The organism is Anabaena sp. PCC 7938, assembly GCF_049315035.1.
GTDB classification, from domain to species: domain Bacteria; phylum Cyanobacteriota; class Cyanobacteriia; order Cyanobacteriales; family Nostocaceae; genus Anabaena; species Anabaena cylindrica.
On record NZ_CP186034.1, the window covers coordinates 1411791 to 1426198 of the forward strand.

At 36.8% G+C, this 14408-nt stretch carries 12 protein-coding genes and 1 pseudogene; 3 read left to right on the forward strand and 10 right to left on the reverse strand.

Annotation, left to right across the window (positions count from 1 at the left end; genetic code table 11):
* Window positions 1–137 precede the first annotated feature (137 nt).
* From ACOWPH_RS06610 to folP, 3 genes are all read left to right on the forward strand, one after another.
* Entirely contained in the window at window positions 138–959 is an 822-nt protein-coding gene (locus ACOWPH_RS06610) for a class I SAM-dependent methyltransferase (RefSeq protein ID WP_015214631.1), read from the forward strand.
* Window positions 960–1296: 337 nt separating this feature from the next.
* A complete protein-coding gene (gene tpiA, locus ACOWPH_RS06615) occupies window positions 1297–2022 on the forward strand; it encodes a triose-phosphate isomerase (RefSeq protein ID WP_042465976.1) in 726 nt (241 codons plus the stop codon).
* 95 nt (window positions 2023–2117) lie between these two features.
* Window positions 2118–2966 carry a dihydropteroate synthase gene (folP, locus tag ACOWPH_RS06620; RefSeq protein WP_042464950.1) on the forward strand — a complete coding sequence of 283 codons (849 nt, stop codon included), beginning with the start codon at window positions 2118–2120 and terminating at the stop codon, window positions 2964–2966.
* A 130-nt stretch (window positions 2967–3096) separates the two neighbouring features.
* On the opposite strand, the gene ACOWPH_RS06625 is transcribed toward folP, so the two are convergent.
* From ACOWPH_RS06625 to ACOWPH_RS06670, 10 genes and pseudogenes are all read right to left on the reverse strand, one after another.
* Window positions 3097–3945, reverse strand: a complete 849-nt coding sequence (locus ACOWPH_RS06625) for an SPFH domain-containing protein (protein ID WP_015214634.1) — start codon at window positions 3943–3945, stop codon at window positions 3097–3099.
* A gap of 602 nt (window positions 3946–4547) precedes the next feature.
* On the reverse strand, window positions 4548–5399 hold the full coding sequence (locus ACOWPH_RS06630; RefSeq protein ID WP_015214635.1) for an SWIM zinc finger family protein: 852 nt from the start codon (window positions 5397–5399) through the stop codon (window positions 4548–4550).
* A 109-nt stretch (window positions 5400–5508) separates the two neighbouring features.
* Window positions 5509–6459 carry a DUF4351 domain-containing protein gene (locus tag ACOWPH_RS06635; RefSeq protein ID WP_015214636.1) on the reverse strand — a complete coding sequence of 317 codons (951 nt, stop codon included), beginning with the start codon at window positions 6457–6459 and terminating at the stop codon, window positions 5509–5511.
* A gap of 45 nt (window positions 6460–6504) precedes the next feature.
* Window positions 6505–11121 carry an SNF2-related protein gene (locus tag ACOWPH_RS06640; RefSeq protein ID WP_015214637.1) on the reverse strand — a complete coding sequence of 1539 codons (4617 nt, stop codon included), beginning with the start codon at window positions 11119–11121 and terminating at the stop codon, window positions 6505–6507.
* Window positions 11122–11204: 83 nt separating this feature from the next.
* Window positions 11205–11771, reverse strand: coding sequence for a patatin-like phospholipase family protein (locus ACOWPH_RS06645; protein WP_015214638.1), 567 nt, complete (start codon window positions 11769–11771; stop codon window positions 11205–11207).
* Window positions 11772–11805: 34 nt separating this feature from the next.
* Window positions 11806–12612, reverse strand: coding sequence for an endonuclease domain-containing protein (locus ACOWPH_RS06650; RefSeq protein WP_015214639.1), 807 nt, complete (start codon window positions 12610–12612; stop codon window positions 11806–11808).
* 146 nt (window positions 12613–12758) lie between these two features.
* Window positions 12759–13094, reverse strand: a complete 336-nt coding sequence (locus ACOWPH_RS06655) for an element excision factor XisI family protein (RefSeq protein WP_015214640.1) — start codon at window positions 13092–13094, stop codon at window positions 12759–12761.
* Window positions 13095–13125: 31 nt separating this feature from the next.
* Window positions 13126–13548: pseudogene (locus tag ACOWPH_RS06660) on the reverse strand (element excision factor XisH family protein).
* A gap of 120 nt (window positions 13549–13668) precedes the next feature.
* Window positions 13669–13782 carry a hypothetical protein gene (locus ACOWPH_RS06665; RefSeq protein WP_368082236.1) on the reverse strand — a complete coding sequence of 38 codons (114 nt, stop codon included), beginning with the start codon at window positions 13780–13782 and terminating at the stop codon, window positions 13669–13671.
* The gene (locus ACOWPH_RS06670) at window positions 13733–14140 is read right to left on the reverse strand and encodes a hypothetical protein (protein ID WP_015214641.1); all 408 of its coding nucleotides are present in this window, start codon (window positions 14138–14140) and stop codon (window positions 13733–13735) included. The genes ACOWPH_RS06665 and ACOWPH_RS06670 overlap by 50 nt, the downstream gene beginning before the upstream one ends.
* Between the last annotated feature and the right edge of the window lie 268 nt (window positions 14141–14408).

Sequence of the window (14408 nt, forward strand, 5' to 3'; positions counted from 1 at the left end):
TATCATCAGCGCCCATGGCAAAATATTTAGCTATTCTTTAATGTGTGTGAAATCCCTTTATTCTCCCATAGTTCACCTCTAAGAGTTTCTTCCCTCAAATAGATAATTTCTTCTGTAGTAGTACTACTTAAGTATTTATGCAAAAATTAGATCAACTTAAAAAGTTATATTCCCAAGACTTAGAACTGAGAAAAAACTGGTATTCTCCTGTCGCAGAAGCATATAATAAAGTCAGACCACGCTATCCCCAAGCAATCATTAAAAGTGCTGTTGAAATTGCTAAACTTACTTCTGATAGCAAGATTCTTGAGCTAGGATGTGGTCCGGGGAATGCAACTATATCTTTTGCTCAACTAGGATTTCCAATGGTTTGTTTAGAACCAAGCCCAGCAGCTTGTCAGTTTGCTAGAAAAAATTGTGCAGAATATCCAAATATAGAGATTCAGCAGACAACTTTTGAAGAATGGAAATTAGCACCAAAGAAATTTAATGCTGTTTTAGCAGGAACTTCTTTTCATTGGATGAACCCTGAAACAGCTTATACAAAAACTGCCGATGCCTTAGAAGATGACGGTGCTTTAATTTTGTTGTGGAATATGACACCTCAACCTAATTATGAAGTATACCAAACTTTGTATCAAGTTTATAAAATTCATGCTCCATCTTCAGCAAGATATGAAGATATAACAACGCAAGAAAAAATAGTTAAATCTTTCGGAGAAAAAGCCCTAGCTTCCGGTAAATTTAAAGATTTAGTATCTGATCATTTTATCTGTCAAGTAACTTATAGTGTTGATGATTATTTACTGCTGTTAGGTACTCTTTCACCATATTTAAAGTTAGAAGCTACAATTCGGGATGCTTTATTTACTGGTTTACGAGAAAAGATGAATGAGCTTTATGGGGAAAGTATTGAGATCACATATATTTCGGCTTTTCAGGTAATGAGCAAGGTTTAGGTGAGGTTGCTCGCTATTAGATCCCCAATTTTTCTAAAAAATCAGATCCTGTAGGGTGGGTTAATGAAATGTACCCCACCTTATTTTGTTGATCTTAAGCGAAATCAATTTGTTCCACAATATAACTTAGCTAATTTTAGACAGGACTTATGCGATCACGTTGAGAATTAAGGCCAAGAAGCGCAATCACCTCCAGTAGGTCAAGCATTAACGCATTTTTAAGGTTAAGCGATCGCCAAACCACAGCACTTTCCCCTCCCTGTAAGCAAGGAATGTCCGAAAAAGTAGTACAGTGAAAAATGCATCTAGTAGCGTTAGCATCTTGACAAAATCACCTGTGCGAAAAATCGTCATAGCCGGTAACTGGAAAATGTTCAAAACCCGGTCAGAGTCCGAAGAATTTTTACGCGGATTTCTGCCCCACCTGGAGGAAACACCCTCAGAACGAGAAGTAGTACTGTGTCCTCCCTTCACTGACCTAAGCGTCATGTCCAAATATTTGCACGGTAGCCTGATCCAACTGGGCGCACAAAACGTCCATTGGGAAGAAAATGGAGCCTACACAGGTGAAATTGCTGCTCCCATGCTCACAGAAATTGGTGTCCGCTATGTCATCGTTGGTCATAGCGAAAGACGGCAATATTTTGGCGAAACAGACGCAACCGTTAACCTCCGTCTCCAAACAGCCCAAAAGCATGGACTCATCCCCATTCTCTGTGTTGGTGAAACCAAACAACAACGAGATGCAGGAGAAACCGAAAACCTGATTATCTCCCAGCTAGAAAAAGACTTAGTCAATGTTGACCAAAATAATTTGGTTATTGCTTATGAACCAATTTGGGCGATAGGAACCGGTGACACCTGTGAAACCAAAGAAGCGAATCGGGTAATTGGCTTAATTCGCTCTCAATTAACTAATCCCAACGTCTCAATTCAATATGGTGGCTCAGTGAAGCCCAATAATATTGATGAGATCATGGCTCAACCAGAAATTGACGGCGCTCTCGTCGGAGGTGCGAGTCTAGAAGCTGATAGTTTTGCCAGGATTGTTAATTATCAGTAGAACGCCATTTACAACTTGTTGACAAATCAATTGAGTCCTCTAAAACGGATTTTTGCTATTAGCCTCGGAATTCATTCCGGGGCGGTATGGAACTTATGTCAAAGCAATTAACTATTCGAGAACGCTGTTTCACCTGGGGACAGCGCACTTATTTAATGGGAATTTTAAATGTCACCCCTGATAGCTTTAGTGATGGTGGTCTATTTAACACAACTTCAGCCGCTTTAACCCAAGCCCAAGCAATGGTAACTGCTGGCGCTGATATGATTGATATCGGCGGTCAATCAACTCGTCCAGGTGCAGAACAAATCACCCTCACAGAAGAACTTGACCGGGTATTATCAGTTTTACAAGTCATCCGACCAGAAATTCCAATTCCAATTTCTGTAGATACAACTAGATCCGAAGTAGCTAAAGCTGCTGTAAAAGCCGGGGCTGATATCGTCAATGATATTTCTGGCGGTACATTTGACCCAGAAATGCTAGAAACAGCATCTAATTTAGATGTGCCAATAATCTTAATGCACATCCAGGGAACTCCTCAAACAATGCAACAACAAACTAATTATCAGAATTTAATACAGGATATTTATAGTTTTTTATCTCAGCAAAAAAAAGCCGCAATGGCTGCGGGGATTAAAGAAAATAAAATCATTATTGATCCTGGTATTGGCTTTGCTAAAAACTATGAACAAAATTTAGAAATTTTTCGCCGTTTACCATCATTAAAAATGCTGAATTGTCCAATACTGGTAGGAGCTTCCCGTAAAAGTTTTATAGGCAACATTTTAAACCAAGCAGATCCAAAAGCCAGAGTTTGGGGAACAGCAGCAGCTTGTTGTGCCGCTATTTTTAATGGTGCTGACATCCTCCGCATTCATGATGTTTCAGAAATGCGCGATGTCTCCCTAGTTGCTGATGCTATCTATCGACAGTCAGCATAAGTTACAAAAAAGGGAACAGATAAGAAACTTTAGTTCTGAGTTTAAAGCTCAGTCAAAAAACAGTAAAACTCTTGTGGTGCGGGCATCTTGCCCGCACGATATGTATTTCCTAACAGCGAAATCCGCTATATTAACCAGCACCATTACCGTTACCGGAAGTTGTTTTCGGTTCTTCTTTAGTAACTGATTCAGCAATCAATTCCTGAAACATATCTGTGGAGTTAGCTGGATCTACAAAAACAATTTTAGCGTTATTGCTTTCACTAAGTTTTTGGCTGGCTTGTACATAATCTTGAGCTACAAGATACCGTAAAATATCCCTGCTTTCAGGATGGGAACGTAAAACTTCAGAAATGATCTCAATCGAAGTCTTAGTTCCTTCTGCTTTTTTAACCGCTGCTTGTCGTTCCCCTTCCGCTTCGGTAATCACCGCCCGTTTTTTTATTTCCGCAGCCCGTTCATCTTCCATTGACTTTCTTACACTTTCTGGCGGCGTAATTCTTTGAATGTCTAAACGAATAATATTAACTCCCCAATCTTTTGTAATTGGGTTCAATAGATCTAATATGCTTCTGTCCATATCAGCTCTAGACATATTGGCTGCATCTAAGCTATTCTGGGCAATGATTTCTCTCAGCGTAGTTGTAGTCAAGTTTGACAGTGCCTGTTGGAGATCATCAATTTCATAAAAGCTTTTTTCTATCTCAGTAATGCGCCAGTAAACAACTGCATCAATTTCTAAGTAAATGTTATCTCTGGTGATCACATTTTGAGGTTTAATATCTAAAACCTGTTCCCGTGTTGTATCCTCCATGACAATTTGGTCAAGGAAGGGAACTATGAAGTTAAGTCCAGGTGTAAGTTTCCGATGATACCGCCCCATCCGTTCTACAAGGGCTTCATTCCCTTCATTAATTATTTTTGCAGATCCTAAGGCGTAACCTATAAGCGCTAAAACTATAGCAATGATTGGTTCCATATATATTCCTCTTCAGCGGTTGATATAATCTTAGTGTCAGGAGTATGGTAATGGCTTTTCTTACCTGTCAGTCTAAATGTTTTGAGTTTGTAACTTTATGAACATGAGTAACTGTAAATTTTATAAAGTATATTTTATAAATATTGTACAGATTGGAAACTTTAGCGGGATGCTATTCCTACGCAGCGCCTAGCTATTAAAGCACCTTGATTACAGGCTGGCAAGTAGTAATCTTGTTATTAACTTTACCAAAAAAAACTCCATTGTGAATTATCAGCTTTCAAACTCTTATTCTCAGTAAATCAACGCGATGGACACTTTGCACTTAGCAACGTTGAAATACAAGTAGGTAGACAAAAATAAATCAAACTATGTTAAGTAAAGTAACAAGGTTTGAAATTCACTCTTAGTGAGGGCTACAGCTCTACGTTGAGGTCTAAAGACCTCACTACAAACCTTTAATTATTTACATTACTCTACTTAGCTTATTGCAGCTAAATGAGGTAAAAAATAACCGTGAACAATACATTCACCAGTAGGTTTTTGCTGGTGTATTGGCGTATTGCAATACTGACCTCCTGACTGCTAACTGCTGCGGTAATTCACCCACCTACATTCATCGCTACTAAAACAGCCTTCTGACTAACATCTTTGTAAACTGTTTGCAAATAATTCATAGCGACATCACCGGCTGATGAATTTACTAAACCTTCCTCATTTTTAGCTAGGGGAATTGTACCTAAAACATCTAATATTGTCTCATTAACTGAAGGCACAATGACTACTAAAGAAGATTCTAATGGTTCATTATATTGCCAACAACTATCTAGATTGATGGAAGATTGAGAATTAATATTTGCCTGTTTAGATGTAGATTTTTCCTGTTTTAACGATGCTTCCTCCAATTTGAGTCCAGATTTCTTACTCCGTAACTGTCGTAAATCGCTAATAATTTGTTCTTTAGTACGTCCTCGTAGCTGAAATAAAACAAAAGGATCTTCACTAAAGCGATCGCCCAACTGATAATATACAGCACCTATATGTTTGCAAGGTACTGCTTTATCAGGACAAGAACATTTACCATGAACGTCTCCTAGAGTAAAAGGAAATAATGACAGCCCATTACCGGTAAACACATCTTCTATATTTTGTGGCATTTCTCCCGCTAGTAACTTAGCCGCATAACTAGCTTTTTGGGACATAGTTTCAATCACATAACCCCATTCTTCATCAGTGAAAGAGTCAAGAGAAAGAGAAACTTTATAAGGTTCAATTTCACTACCTTGTACTTTGGCTAATACCTTTGCTCCTTTAAACTCAATACTTAAAACATTGCCTTGTCTAGAATAGTTTCTCGCCCGTTCTAAACGCTTTTTAAAGCGATAGGAATCTAGTAAATCAAGCCACCTTTGTGACCACCATTCTCTACTTGCTTGTAGGGTATCGTTAGTCATAACTAATGCACAAATATCATGATTTTGGCTTATAAAAAAGTATTATTCCGGGCAATACCCACCCTAGTTACAATTTTCTACGTATCACATATTATTTAAGATTCCTGTATCAAACGTTGTCTAACCAATTTTGCAAATCTTCTAAATTATCTAAATCAAATATTGCTTCTCCCAAAGCTTCAATGATTTCTATATTTAAACTTCTAATTTTGGTTTCTAACTCTAGATCAATTTGTCCAAGCTTCCTATTAATTAAACGAATAATTAATTTTTTCTCTCTTTCAATTCCTCTTTCAATTCCTCTTTCAATTCCTCTTTCAATTCCCCTTTCAATTCCTTCTTCCATCCAACTGGTGACAATTTGCATAACTTCCTCCTTCTCTTCTTTGATTAATGTACCTATTTCTGCTTTAAATTTTTCTTCTTCTATTTTATTCAATCTCAAATATGTGTCAATGAACCCAGATATCAACTGCATTTTGGCTGGATTTAATTTTAAAGTGACTAATAACCTTAAACATTCTGCTTTGACTTTTGGCCTATCTTCTGGTGCTATCTTCATTTTTGACATCAAAGCCGATGCAACTGGGTTTGAACGAATTAAAAAATCTCGCCAGTTGAGTTGATTGAGTTGCACTACTCGATAATTAAATTTTAGCACTTCAAAATCAGGAAATTTAATTTGATAATTATTCACAGCTACGGTTTTGGGTGAGTCGTAGGAAAATATAACTATCGGATATATTGGCAAGTCCAATTTTTCATCTAATCTCGCAAAATAACGAAACATTCTTTGATTAAATTTTGCTCTTGCACCTGATTCGGCTTCAATGTGAATCACAAAATAAGAAGGTTGACCTAGAAATTTAACTTTGGCTATCAGATCAGTTTCATATTTGTCTCCTGCGGTGACATCAGTAAATATTTCTTTGTCTAAGAATGTAATTGATCCGTGGTCTATATATTCCAGAACCTTAGGAAAGAACAATTCTATAAATTCTATAAAAAAGGTTGATATTAGTTCTTTGAACAATCGGTCATGGTCTATATTTTCTCTCATATTTTTATCTAATTCTAGTAATTTTCACTACCCTATTGTTCTTTATTATTCATCCTCATCAATTACTGCATTACGGTCAAGTAACAATAAATTGCGGAGTTGGTCTGTATCCATCTCTGTTAACCATTCTTCACCCGCACCAACAACTTGTTCTGCTAGTTGTTTTTTACTTTCAATCATGTCATTTATTTTTTCTTCTAATGTGCCAGTACACACAAATTTATGTACCTGTACATTCCGAGTTTGTCCAATTCTAAATACTCTATCTGTGGCTTGGTTTTCTACAGCTGGATTCCACCATCTGTCAAAGTGAAATACATGATTTGCTCTCGTTAAATTCAAGCCCACACCACCGGCTTTCAAGGAAAGAATCATAATTGGTGGACCTTGGGGATCGTGTTGGAAACGGTCAATCATTTCCTCCCGCTGCTTTTTACTTGTACTACCATATAAAAAAAATATTTCTCGACCTAGCTGTTTTTCTAAGTAGGGTTTTAGTAATTTTCCCCATTCGGCAAATTGAGTAAAAATTAATGCCCGATTTCCTTCTGCTAAAACCTCTTCTAACATTTCCTCCAAACGTTGTAATTTAACCGAATGATGTTCTGCTAAAGTTGCTAATTTCAAATATTGCGATGGATGATTACAAATTTGTTTGAGTTTAACTAACAAAGCTAAAATCATCCCTCGTCGCTGTACTCCTTCAGCAGATTCAATTTCTACTAACGATTCATCTACCAATTTTTGATATAATTGCGCTTGTTCAGCACTGAGTCCACAAAACACCGTCATTTCTTGTTTTTCTGGTAAGTCTTGAATTATATCTTTATCAGTTTTCAATCGTCGTAAAATAAACGGTTGTACTAATGAACGTAATTGCATTAAAGATGATGTATCACCATACTTTTCAATTGGCATGGCAAACCGTCGTTGAAAAAATTGTTTATTACCTAAATACCCAGGATTGAGAAAATCTAAAATAGACCATAACTCTTGCAATCTATTTTCAACTGGTGTTCCTGTTAAAGCGACACGAAATGTAGTTTCTAATTGCCGTACTGCTTGGGATTGCTTGGAATCTGAATTTTTAACATTTTGGGCTTCATCTAAAACAATTATCTGCCAAGAAACGCTCTGAAATTGCTTAATATCTCGTTGAATAAGTGCGTAACTGGTAATCACTAAATCATGTTTTTTAGTTATTTCTGTAAATGCCTTACCTTTGGGGCGTTTATCACCATGATATTGCAAAACTTTAAGTGTGGGGGCAAATTTGTTTACTTCTTTTTCCCAATTACCTAAAACAGAGGTGGGACAAACTAACAACGTGGGATTTTCTAGTGCATCTTCTTCTTTGAGGTGAAGTAAAAAAGCGATGAATTGGACAGTATTATGACAGATAATATTATTAGCAACAAAATTATGATGTTCACTCACTTCAAAGTCATAAACCCAGCCTTCATACTCCACATCTTCTATACTCTTGATTGGACAATAATATACTTCTTGGTCAAGTAATCTTTGTAAGTATTGCTGTGTTAGCTTTAGTTGTTCTATATCTAGGCTTCTATATGCTTCTAGAGTTTTAGTTGTCCATTTAGAAGGTTTTAATAATTGGTATTGTTGTTGAGTTTCACTGCTAATTATCCGGTTTATACTCATTAAAACTTGGGATAAACTCTCTCTAGAAAATTGCTGTGAACCATTAACATAAACAGTATTGTGCATTCCCAAATGACGTAATGGTAAACCACTTGTTTTCAAAACTTGCGCTACAATTTCAGAGGCAGGAATACTTTCTATATTTGTATTACTAACTTTTTGACAAATTACATCTAATTTATGTTGTTTTTGAGAATTACCAAAACCAATTTCTTCCCAAAATCTACGCGCAGAATTACCACCAATAACACCATTAAAATAGGTTCGTAGAATACGAGTACCATTAGTAGCACATTTTTGTTTAGACGATATCCTTAACCAAATTCCAAACCTTCGCAGCAGAGTAGAAATTTGCTGAATTAATAAAGATGATGCTGTAGATATTTCAATACTCCGCGTAATATCAATAACAGCAGACTCAGCATCAAAATAATTTTGTAAAAATATCCTCACCGTCTTTAAATCTGCTTGCATGATAAAATCTGGAATAGATTTTTTAGCAGATAATTTACCCCAGTTATATCCGTAAGACTCTAAAAATTTTCTATATGCTTGACTATCAATTCTGAGGACATAAACTGCCCGATGTTGAGAAATTGCTGGGTTGTTAATTTTTAAATTAAATTGTCTACCAATATCTTGAAAAATTTCTTGTAAATATTCTAATAATATTGGATCTTTTTGTGTGATTGTCACCCTACCCAAATTTTTATTTTCATAACCCTCAGCAATTTGCCAAGCTATAAATATTGCTAAATTATGATTTTGATATTTCTCTTCTTTAGCATTCCAAATTATTTTACTAGGTACACATACATAATCACCCACATTTAAAAGATTATTCCAACCTTGATTAGTCAATAACTTATGCTGACAAGTAATAGTGATACTACTACCATCTTCTAATGTAATTTTTTTTAATTTCTCTCGAACTTGTTGCCGATATAATTTATTGATTGAGGCTTGAATAATCTTACCTGTTTTTTCATGAATGCAATTGACTAGTAATTTTTGATTGGGTTCTGACCAAAAACCATCACCGTCAAAAACTGTGTTGCCAGCAAAAGAATTCCAAATTTTTTCTGCTGTCAACAATTGACCATTGATATTTACCAATGTATCTGGGACTACGCATTTACCCAGTCCCATATCGTCTGCTAAACAAGCACCTAAACCCCAACGTTCCAGAAAGGCTAACCAAGCTGCACCTCTTTCTTGATAAGGGCGTAATTGTCCCCGGAAATTTGCAGGTGTGGGTAAAGGTTCTATCTCTTGATTATTGGTTAATGCCCCAATCAATTCATGTAATGCACCAGAAGCTTCAAAACTCACAACAGGTAATTTTTCAATTACTTGAGTATCTCCATTACTAATCCGTAAAGCATCTTCTAAAGAAAGTGCCATTTGGTCTTTGCGAGAAGCGAAAAAGGTTTGGGCTGTTTTAATATCTTGGGGACGCAATTCCACCCATTCACCATTAATTTCTACTAAAGGACTTTTTAGGGCTACTAATTTATCAAATTCAGCTTTAGAAATTGTCTGTCCACCAATTGCTAATTGCCACTGAAAATTTAGCAGACTTTGTAAACCTAAACGTCCTTGTTTTTGTTTTGGTGTTTCGGCATTAATTTTTAAACCTAAACGGTTAGCCCATCCTTCACGGTTGGCTAAACTTGGTGGTAAAATTACTCCTAAACCGCTATCTTCTAATCTCCAAGCTACAGATTTGATAAACTCATAAGCTTGCATGGGTGTGAGGTGGCAAAATTGAGGAGATTCGGTTTCTAAACTAGGGGCTATAACTGGATATAATCGAGAAGCTAAACCTAAACCCCGCAGAAATGTTTCTTGGGGTTGTTCAATTGTGCGATTTTGATCAACTAATTTCTCAATTGGGTTAGCCCAGATAGTTGCTGCATTGACTAAAAATTCAGAATCGTCGGCTGCTTGCAGAAAATAAGCCAAGATCCAATCTGTTTCTCCTGTCTCTGGGGGAAGTAGTTGAAAACAAGTATGAAATAAAGCTTTTCCTGTTAATTGATATTGCAATGGCAGAGTCCAAGCTTTCAGGGCAGATTCTAGCCTTTCTAGTCCTATTGCATCAGCATTAATGATGTTAGATGTACCGTTTAAAGCTTGTAGCCACTGCTGTACCGCAGATGGTAAAGATATCATGACTCTATTTTCAACGGGAGATTGAGAACCAACCATATCGCGGATTTGGGCATCTATTATACTGTTGAGAAATCCCAGAATTAATGTTTGTGGTTCTATAGGTATATCAACAGCTAAGTGAGAGTTAATATCTCTTGCTTCTTGTTGATATGTGCGACAAGCTAAGGGCATTTTAGCGGCAAATTTTTCTAACCGAGTTGCATCTACAGCACTATCTAAAAGTACTTGCCATTTAGCAATTAAAGAACCATCTGATTGTTTTTGAATAGTGGGTAAAAACTTACAGCGCGAGATTAAATCTAAACTCCAACGAGCTATTTGTACCCAAAAACGTAAATCTCCGCCCAAAAAGGCATATTTGTCATCGCTGGAACTTAAGGGTAGGGAGGTGAGGAATTTAATTGCTGTAGTAGAATTGAGACAGAAACCATTAATTTGCCAAGGTTGTAAATGTTGTGAAGACAAAAAATCTATGCCCACACCAACAGAATAGATCGGAGAAATTGCTGTAAGTTTTGATTTATTGGTTGCTAAAAAATCAGTTGGTAAAGAAACTATTTGTGAATAACTTGGTGATTTTGTTTTTGCTATTGCTTGACTCTTAAGTTTTTGTTTAGTATTGGGAGATGGCTGAATTAAATTAGCAATTGATAAATTAGATAGTTCTAAACATTCATTTAATTCGTCGGATGTCATCGCCAATGGATGTAAAGGAATTTCGGCAGATACTTCAGTCTGCACCTGTGAAGAACGCCAAATTTCTCCCCAAATAAAGAAATAGCTATTTTGATTATTTATTACCCAATTTCCGTGTAAAATTGCCATTTTTTAATACACTAACTATTCATTGTATAAATTGCTATGTAGCAATGATGGGTTCGTACTAATATTTTATCATTCAGTTTTAACTAATAGATTGGTGGATCGTCTCTTAATCTCTGTGATGTTTCCTGAAGCCGCGCGAAACTTTCTTGGCGCGATCGCTCGATCATGAGTGTTTGTAAAATTGGATCGATAATGGGTTTGGCATCTTGATAGCCCCGTTTTTGCAAGAGTTGAATCCGTTGGGGGCTGAAATCTAGTAATTCTCTCAGATTACCACCGATATCTTCTGTTGGACGAATTTCAATTATTGTTTGGTTAGGGAAATCATGACGATTCCAAACTTCACCATTGCCTAAATGAATGACGATCGCATGGGTACAGCCGCGATTTGCTAGGGCTTGGAGGGGGACATTATCACCCAGCCAACCATCAACATCATCCTTTCCATCAACCTTACGGGACTTAAAGGCTAAAGGAATAGCAGCACTGGCGAGTAGTGTTTGATAAATTTCTTCATCGGTTTTGGCTGATTGGACATGGATATATTCGGCGGATTGTCCCAGATTGGAAGCGATCGCATTGCCTATGGTGGGGACAGCCAATTCAATAATCAATAATGAAATGCAATTAGTTCTGATAGGATTTCGCATATCTATAGCAATATTATGAAAATAATATATGCTTCTAAAATAGAGTCAACTGTTCTGAACCATCTAAGCCAATTTTGCGAGGCATCCTTTTTTGGTCATCTTTCAATCCGCCTAGGTTTTTGATGTTTTCTAGAATTGTAGGAATGCAATATTCAGTCATTTCTTCTCGGATCTTTTTAGAATTGAAACGAATAGTTCGCCAACCAACAGTCTCAAGATCGTTATCCCTGAGATTATCCTCAGCAATACGGTCTTTGGCTGAATGCCAAGTATCGCCATCTGTCTCTGCATCTATTTTTCCTTTTTCACAGTAAATGGCAAAGTCAAGGAGATAAGTTTTATCTTTAATTTTTTCTTCCTGTTGACGCTCGGCATCTATAGAATAACGCTTGAATTCAGCCCAAAGCTTATCTTCTAATGGGCTTTCGTCCCATAGATCGTTAATTTCGGCTGCATTTATTAGCTTTTCCCAAGTTGTAGGAATGAACAATATACGTCTGAGCCTACGGCTATAAATTGGCTGCGGTAGTTTTTCCATAGGGTGTATGTTTATTTTGTAATAACGTTTCTGACTTTTAGAGTTTGGTGATTCATCAGGAAAAAGCTCATGTCTGAAAGTCTGACTAATAGACTTTATAGAAGCATAGTAATTAACGGCAAATGCCTCATCACGAAAAACTTTTGGCTGATAAAAGGCTAACCATTTTGGTTCCCAAACATTACGTTGTTTAAGACGTTCTACTTGATCAGCAGGAATCCGATACCAGTTTTGCTCACAGGCAATTTTCATGTCCGATTTTGCTGGCATAATTGCTACAAGTACTTCCCCACGCTTTGCCATTTTTAACCTATTCCTAATAACCTCGAAAGTATTCTAGCTATTTAGTTGTCTATCTAGTTGGTATTATAGGCGATCGCGTAAGCACTGCTGCAAGCAGTTCGCTATTATTAGTAAGTTGTTGCGTTCTATCTTGGAGAAGATTTACACTACTTTAGAGATCCTGCGATCGCTTGTTGCCAACTGGTGACGATATCTTCTTTTTTGATTCCTGCTTCGATGAGTGTATCAACTAATCCTTCTTCAAAGTTGTCTTCTTCAATGATGATTTGAGAATTGCCGTTATCTTCTTCGATGAGTCGCGCATGAAATATGACATTATCCATCCAACGATGTTTATCCCGACCTGTGGCAAGAACTACAAAATGTCCAGACTCAGCATCACAAACTGGATAAAGTTTGATTGCTTGCAGACTAGGTTGATCAATTGTGGCATCTTGTACTGTTTTTTTGAGGATGTCTACATACTTTAGTGAGTTATCCATTTGACAATTACCTCCTGATCTGGGGAATAGATTAGAGACTTCCAAATAAAAAAATATCCCAAAATTTCTTGTGGTGCAGGCCGAAAAGCCTGCTAATAATACAAGGACGGGCAGGATGCCCATTCCACAAGATTGGATCATCTTTTTTATGGAGTTCTCTTAATAAATTTATTTTATTGCGCTGGATAGCAATCTGAAAAATTGGTCTTTGAAATTGTGAAATATACACAGATTGACTTATAGCTAAAAACAATTGACGCTCTGGTTATTGTTCTTCTAATGCCCATTGGTAAAGTTGAAGTTGACCCATTGTTTTCTCCAGTTCACTGATTACCGAAGAAGCATCAAAATCTTTGATCTCAACGGCTATTTTATGCCCTTCTTTTTCGGCGGTGAAAAGCTTTTCTGCTCCTAAATCAGCTTTTAAAAGTGTCTCTCCAAGTACCAAGATCAACGGATCGCTGGTAATTATCCATCTTTTTCAAGGGTACGGCGTAAGGGAAAATGTAAATCATCTCTTCTAGACATATTTTAGCTTGTATGCATTTTTGATAAAAACTATTTGGGTGTTGAATTATACTTTTAGAAATTCGATAAAATTACGGGAAATTTTCTCAGAAAAGTTGTCTGACACTGACTTAACAATGTTGTTTAAAATTGCATCCCCAGTCTTTTGGACAAGCGGTATTGGTAAGAAAATTATAAAAGCAGGAAAAATACAAAAATCCCTGGATTGTAAGTATCATTTCTTGTCCTGCGATCGCATTAATAATAGTAGACTTACCCGCACTGGTTGGTGCAACAATCGTCATCGTCAATTCTTTACGCTTCACCCTTTCTAACTTCTCATTGACGTGGCTGATATCTTCTTCAATAGCCTTAATCTCAGCCCCCAACCGATTCCCACCCTGATTTTCCGCCAGCAACCGATCATGATCTCTCAATATTGCACAACCTTCTGACATCACATTACTGACGTGGGTAATCACATCAATAGCAGACTGGTGTAGCGCATCTGAATCAGGCTGTAAAGAGTTGTTAGACATACACAAGATGTTATGAAGCCACTACCAATAACAATTTTAACATTGCACAGGGTGAAGCTAAACGGACTTAGTTAATATTTTAACTACCGTATTGTAGAGTTTATAGAGCGATCGCCTCTCAATTTATTGTCTTGACGAGCCGCCGAAATTTTAAGTAATTAGTCAGGGGATAGGCGACAGAAAAACAATGTAGGTAAAAGGCAATAAGTAAGAGTGTGATGACAAGCTAGGAAGAACTTATCCAAGAGCAGAGAATTTTGTTTTATGT

Excerpts from the sequence above, each read along its gene's own strand:
- ACOWPH_RS06610 (WP_015214631.1), top strand. The coding sequence starts at position 138 with ATGCAAAAATTAGATCAACTTAAAAAGTTATATTCCCAAGACTTAGAA.
- folP (WP_042464950.1), top strand. The coding sequence starts at position 2,118 with ATGTCAAAGCAATTAACTATTCGAGAACGCTGTTTCACCTGGGGACAG.
- ACOWPH_RS06625 (WP_015214634.1), bottom strand. The coding sequence starts at position 3,945 with ATGGAACCAATCATTGCTATAGTTTTAGCGCTTATAGGTTACGCCTTA.
- ACOWPH_RS06630 (WP_015214635.1), bottom strand. The coding sequence starts at position 5,399 with ATGACTAACGATACCCTACAAGCAAGTAGAGAATGGTGGTCACAAAGG.
- ACOWPH_RS06635 (WP_015214636.1), bottom strand. The coding sequence starts at position 6,459 with ATGAGAGAAAATATAGACCATGACCGATTGTTCAAAGAACTAATATCA.
- ACOWPH_RS06640 (WP_015214637.1), bottom strand. The coding sequence starts at position 11,121 with ATGGCAATTTTACACGGAAATTGGGTAATAAATAATCAAAATAGCTAT.
- ACOWPH_RS06645 (WP_015214638.1), bottom strand. The coding sequence starts at position 11,771 with ATGCGAAATCCTATCAGAACTAATTGCATTTCATTATTGATTATTGAA.
- ACOWPH_RS06650 (WP_015214639.1), bottom strand. The coding sequence starts at position 12,612 with ATGGCAAAGCGTGGGGAAGTACTTGTAGCAATTATGCCAGCAAAATCG.
- ACOWPH_RS06655 (WP_015214640.1), bottom strand. The coding sequence starts at position 13,094 with ATGGATAACTCACTAAAGTATGTAGACATCCTCAAAAAAACAGTACAA.
- ACOWPH_RS06670 (WP_015214641.1), bottom strand. The coding sequence starts at position 14,140 with ATGTCTAACAACTCTTTACAGCCTGATTCAGATGCGCTACACCAGTCT.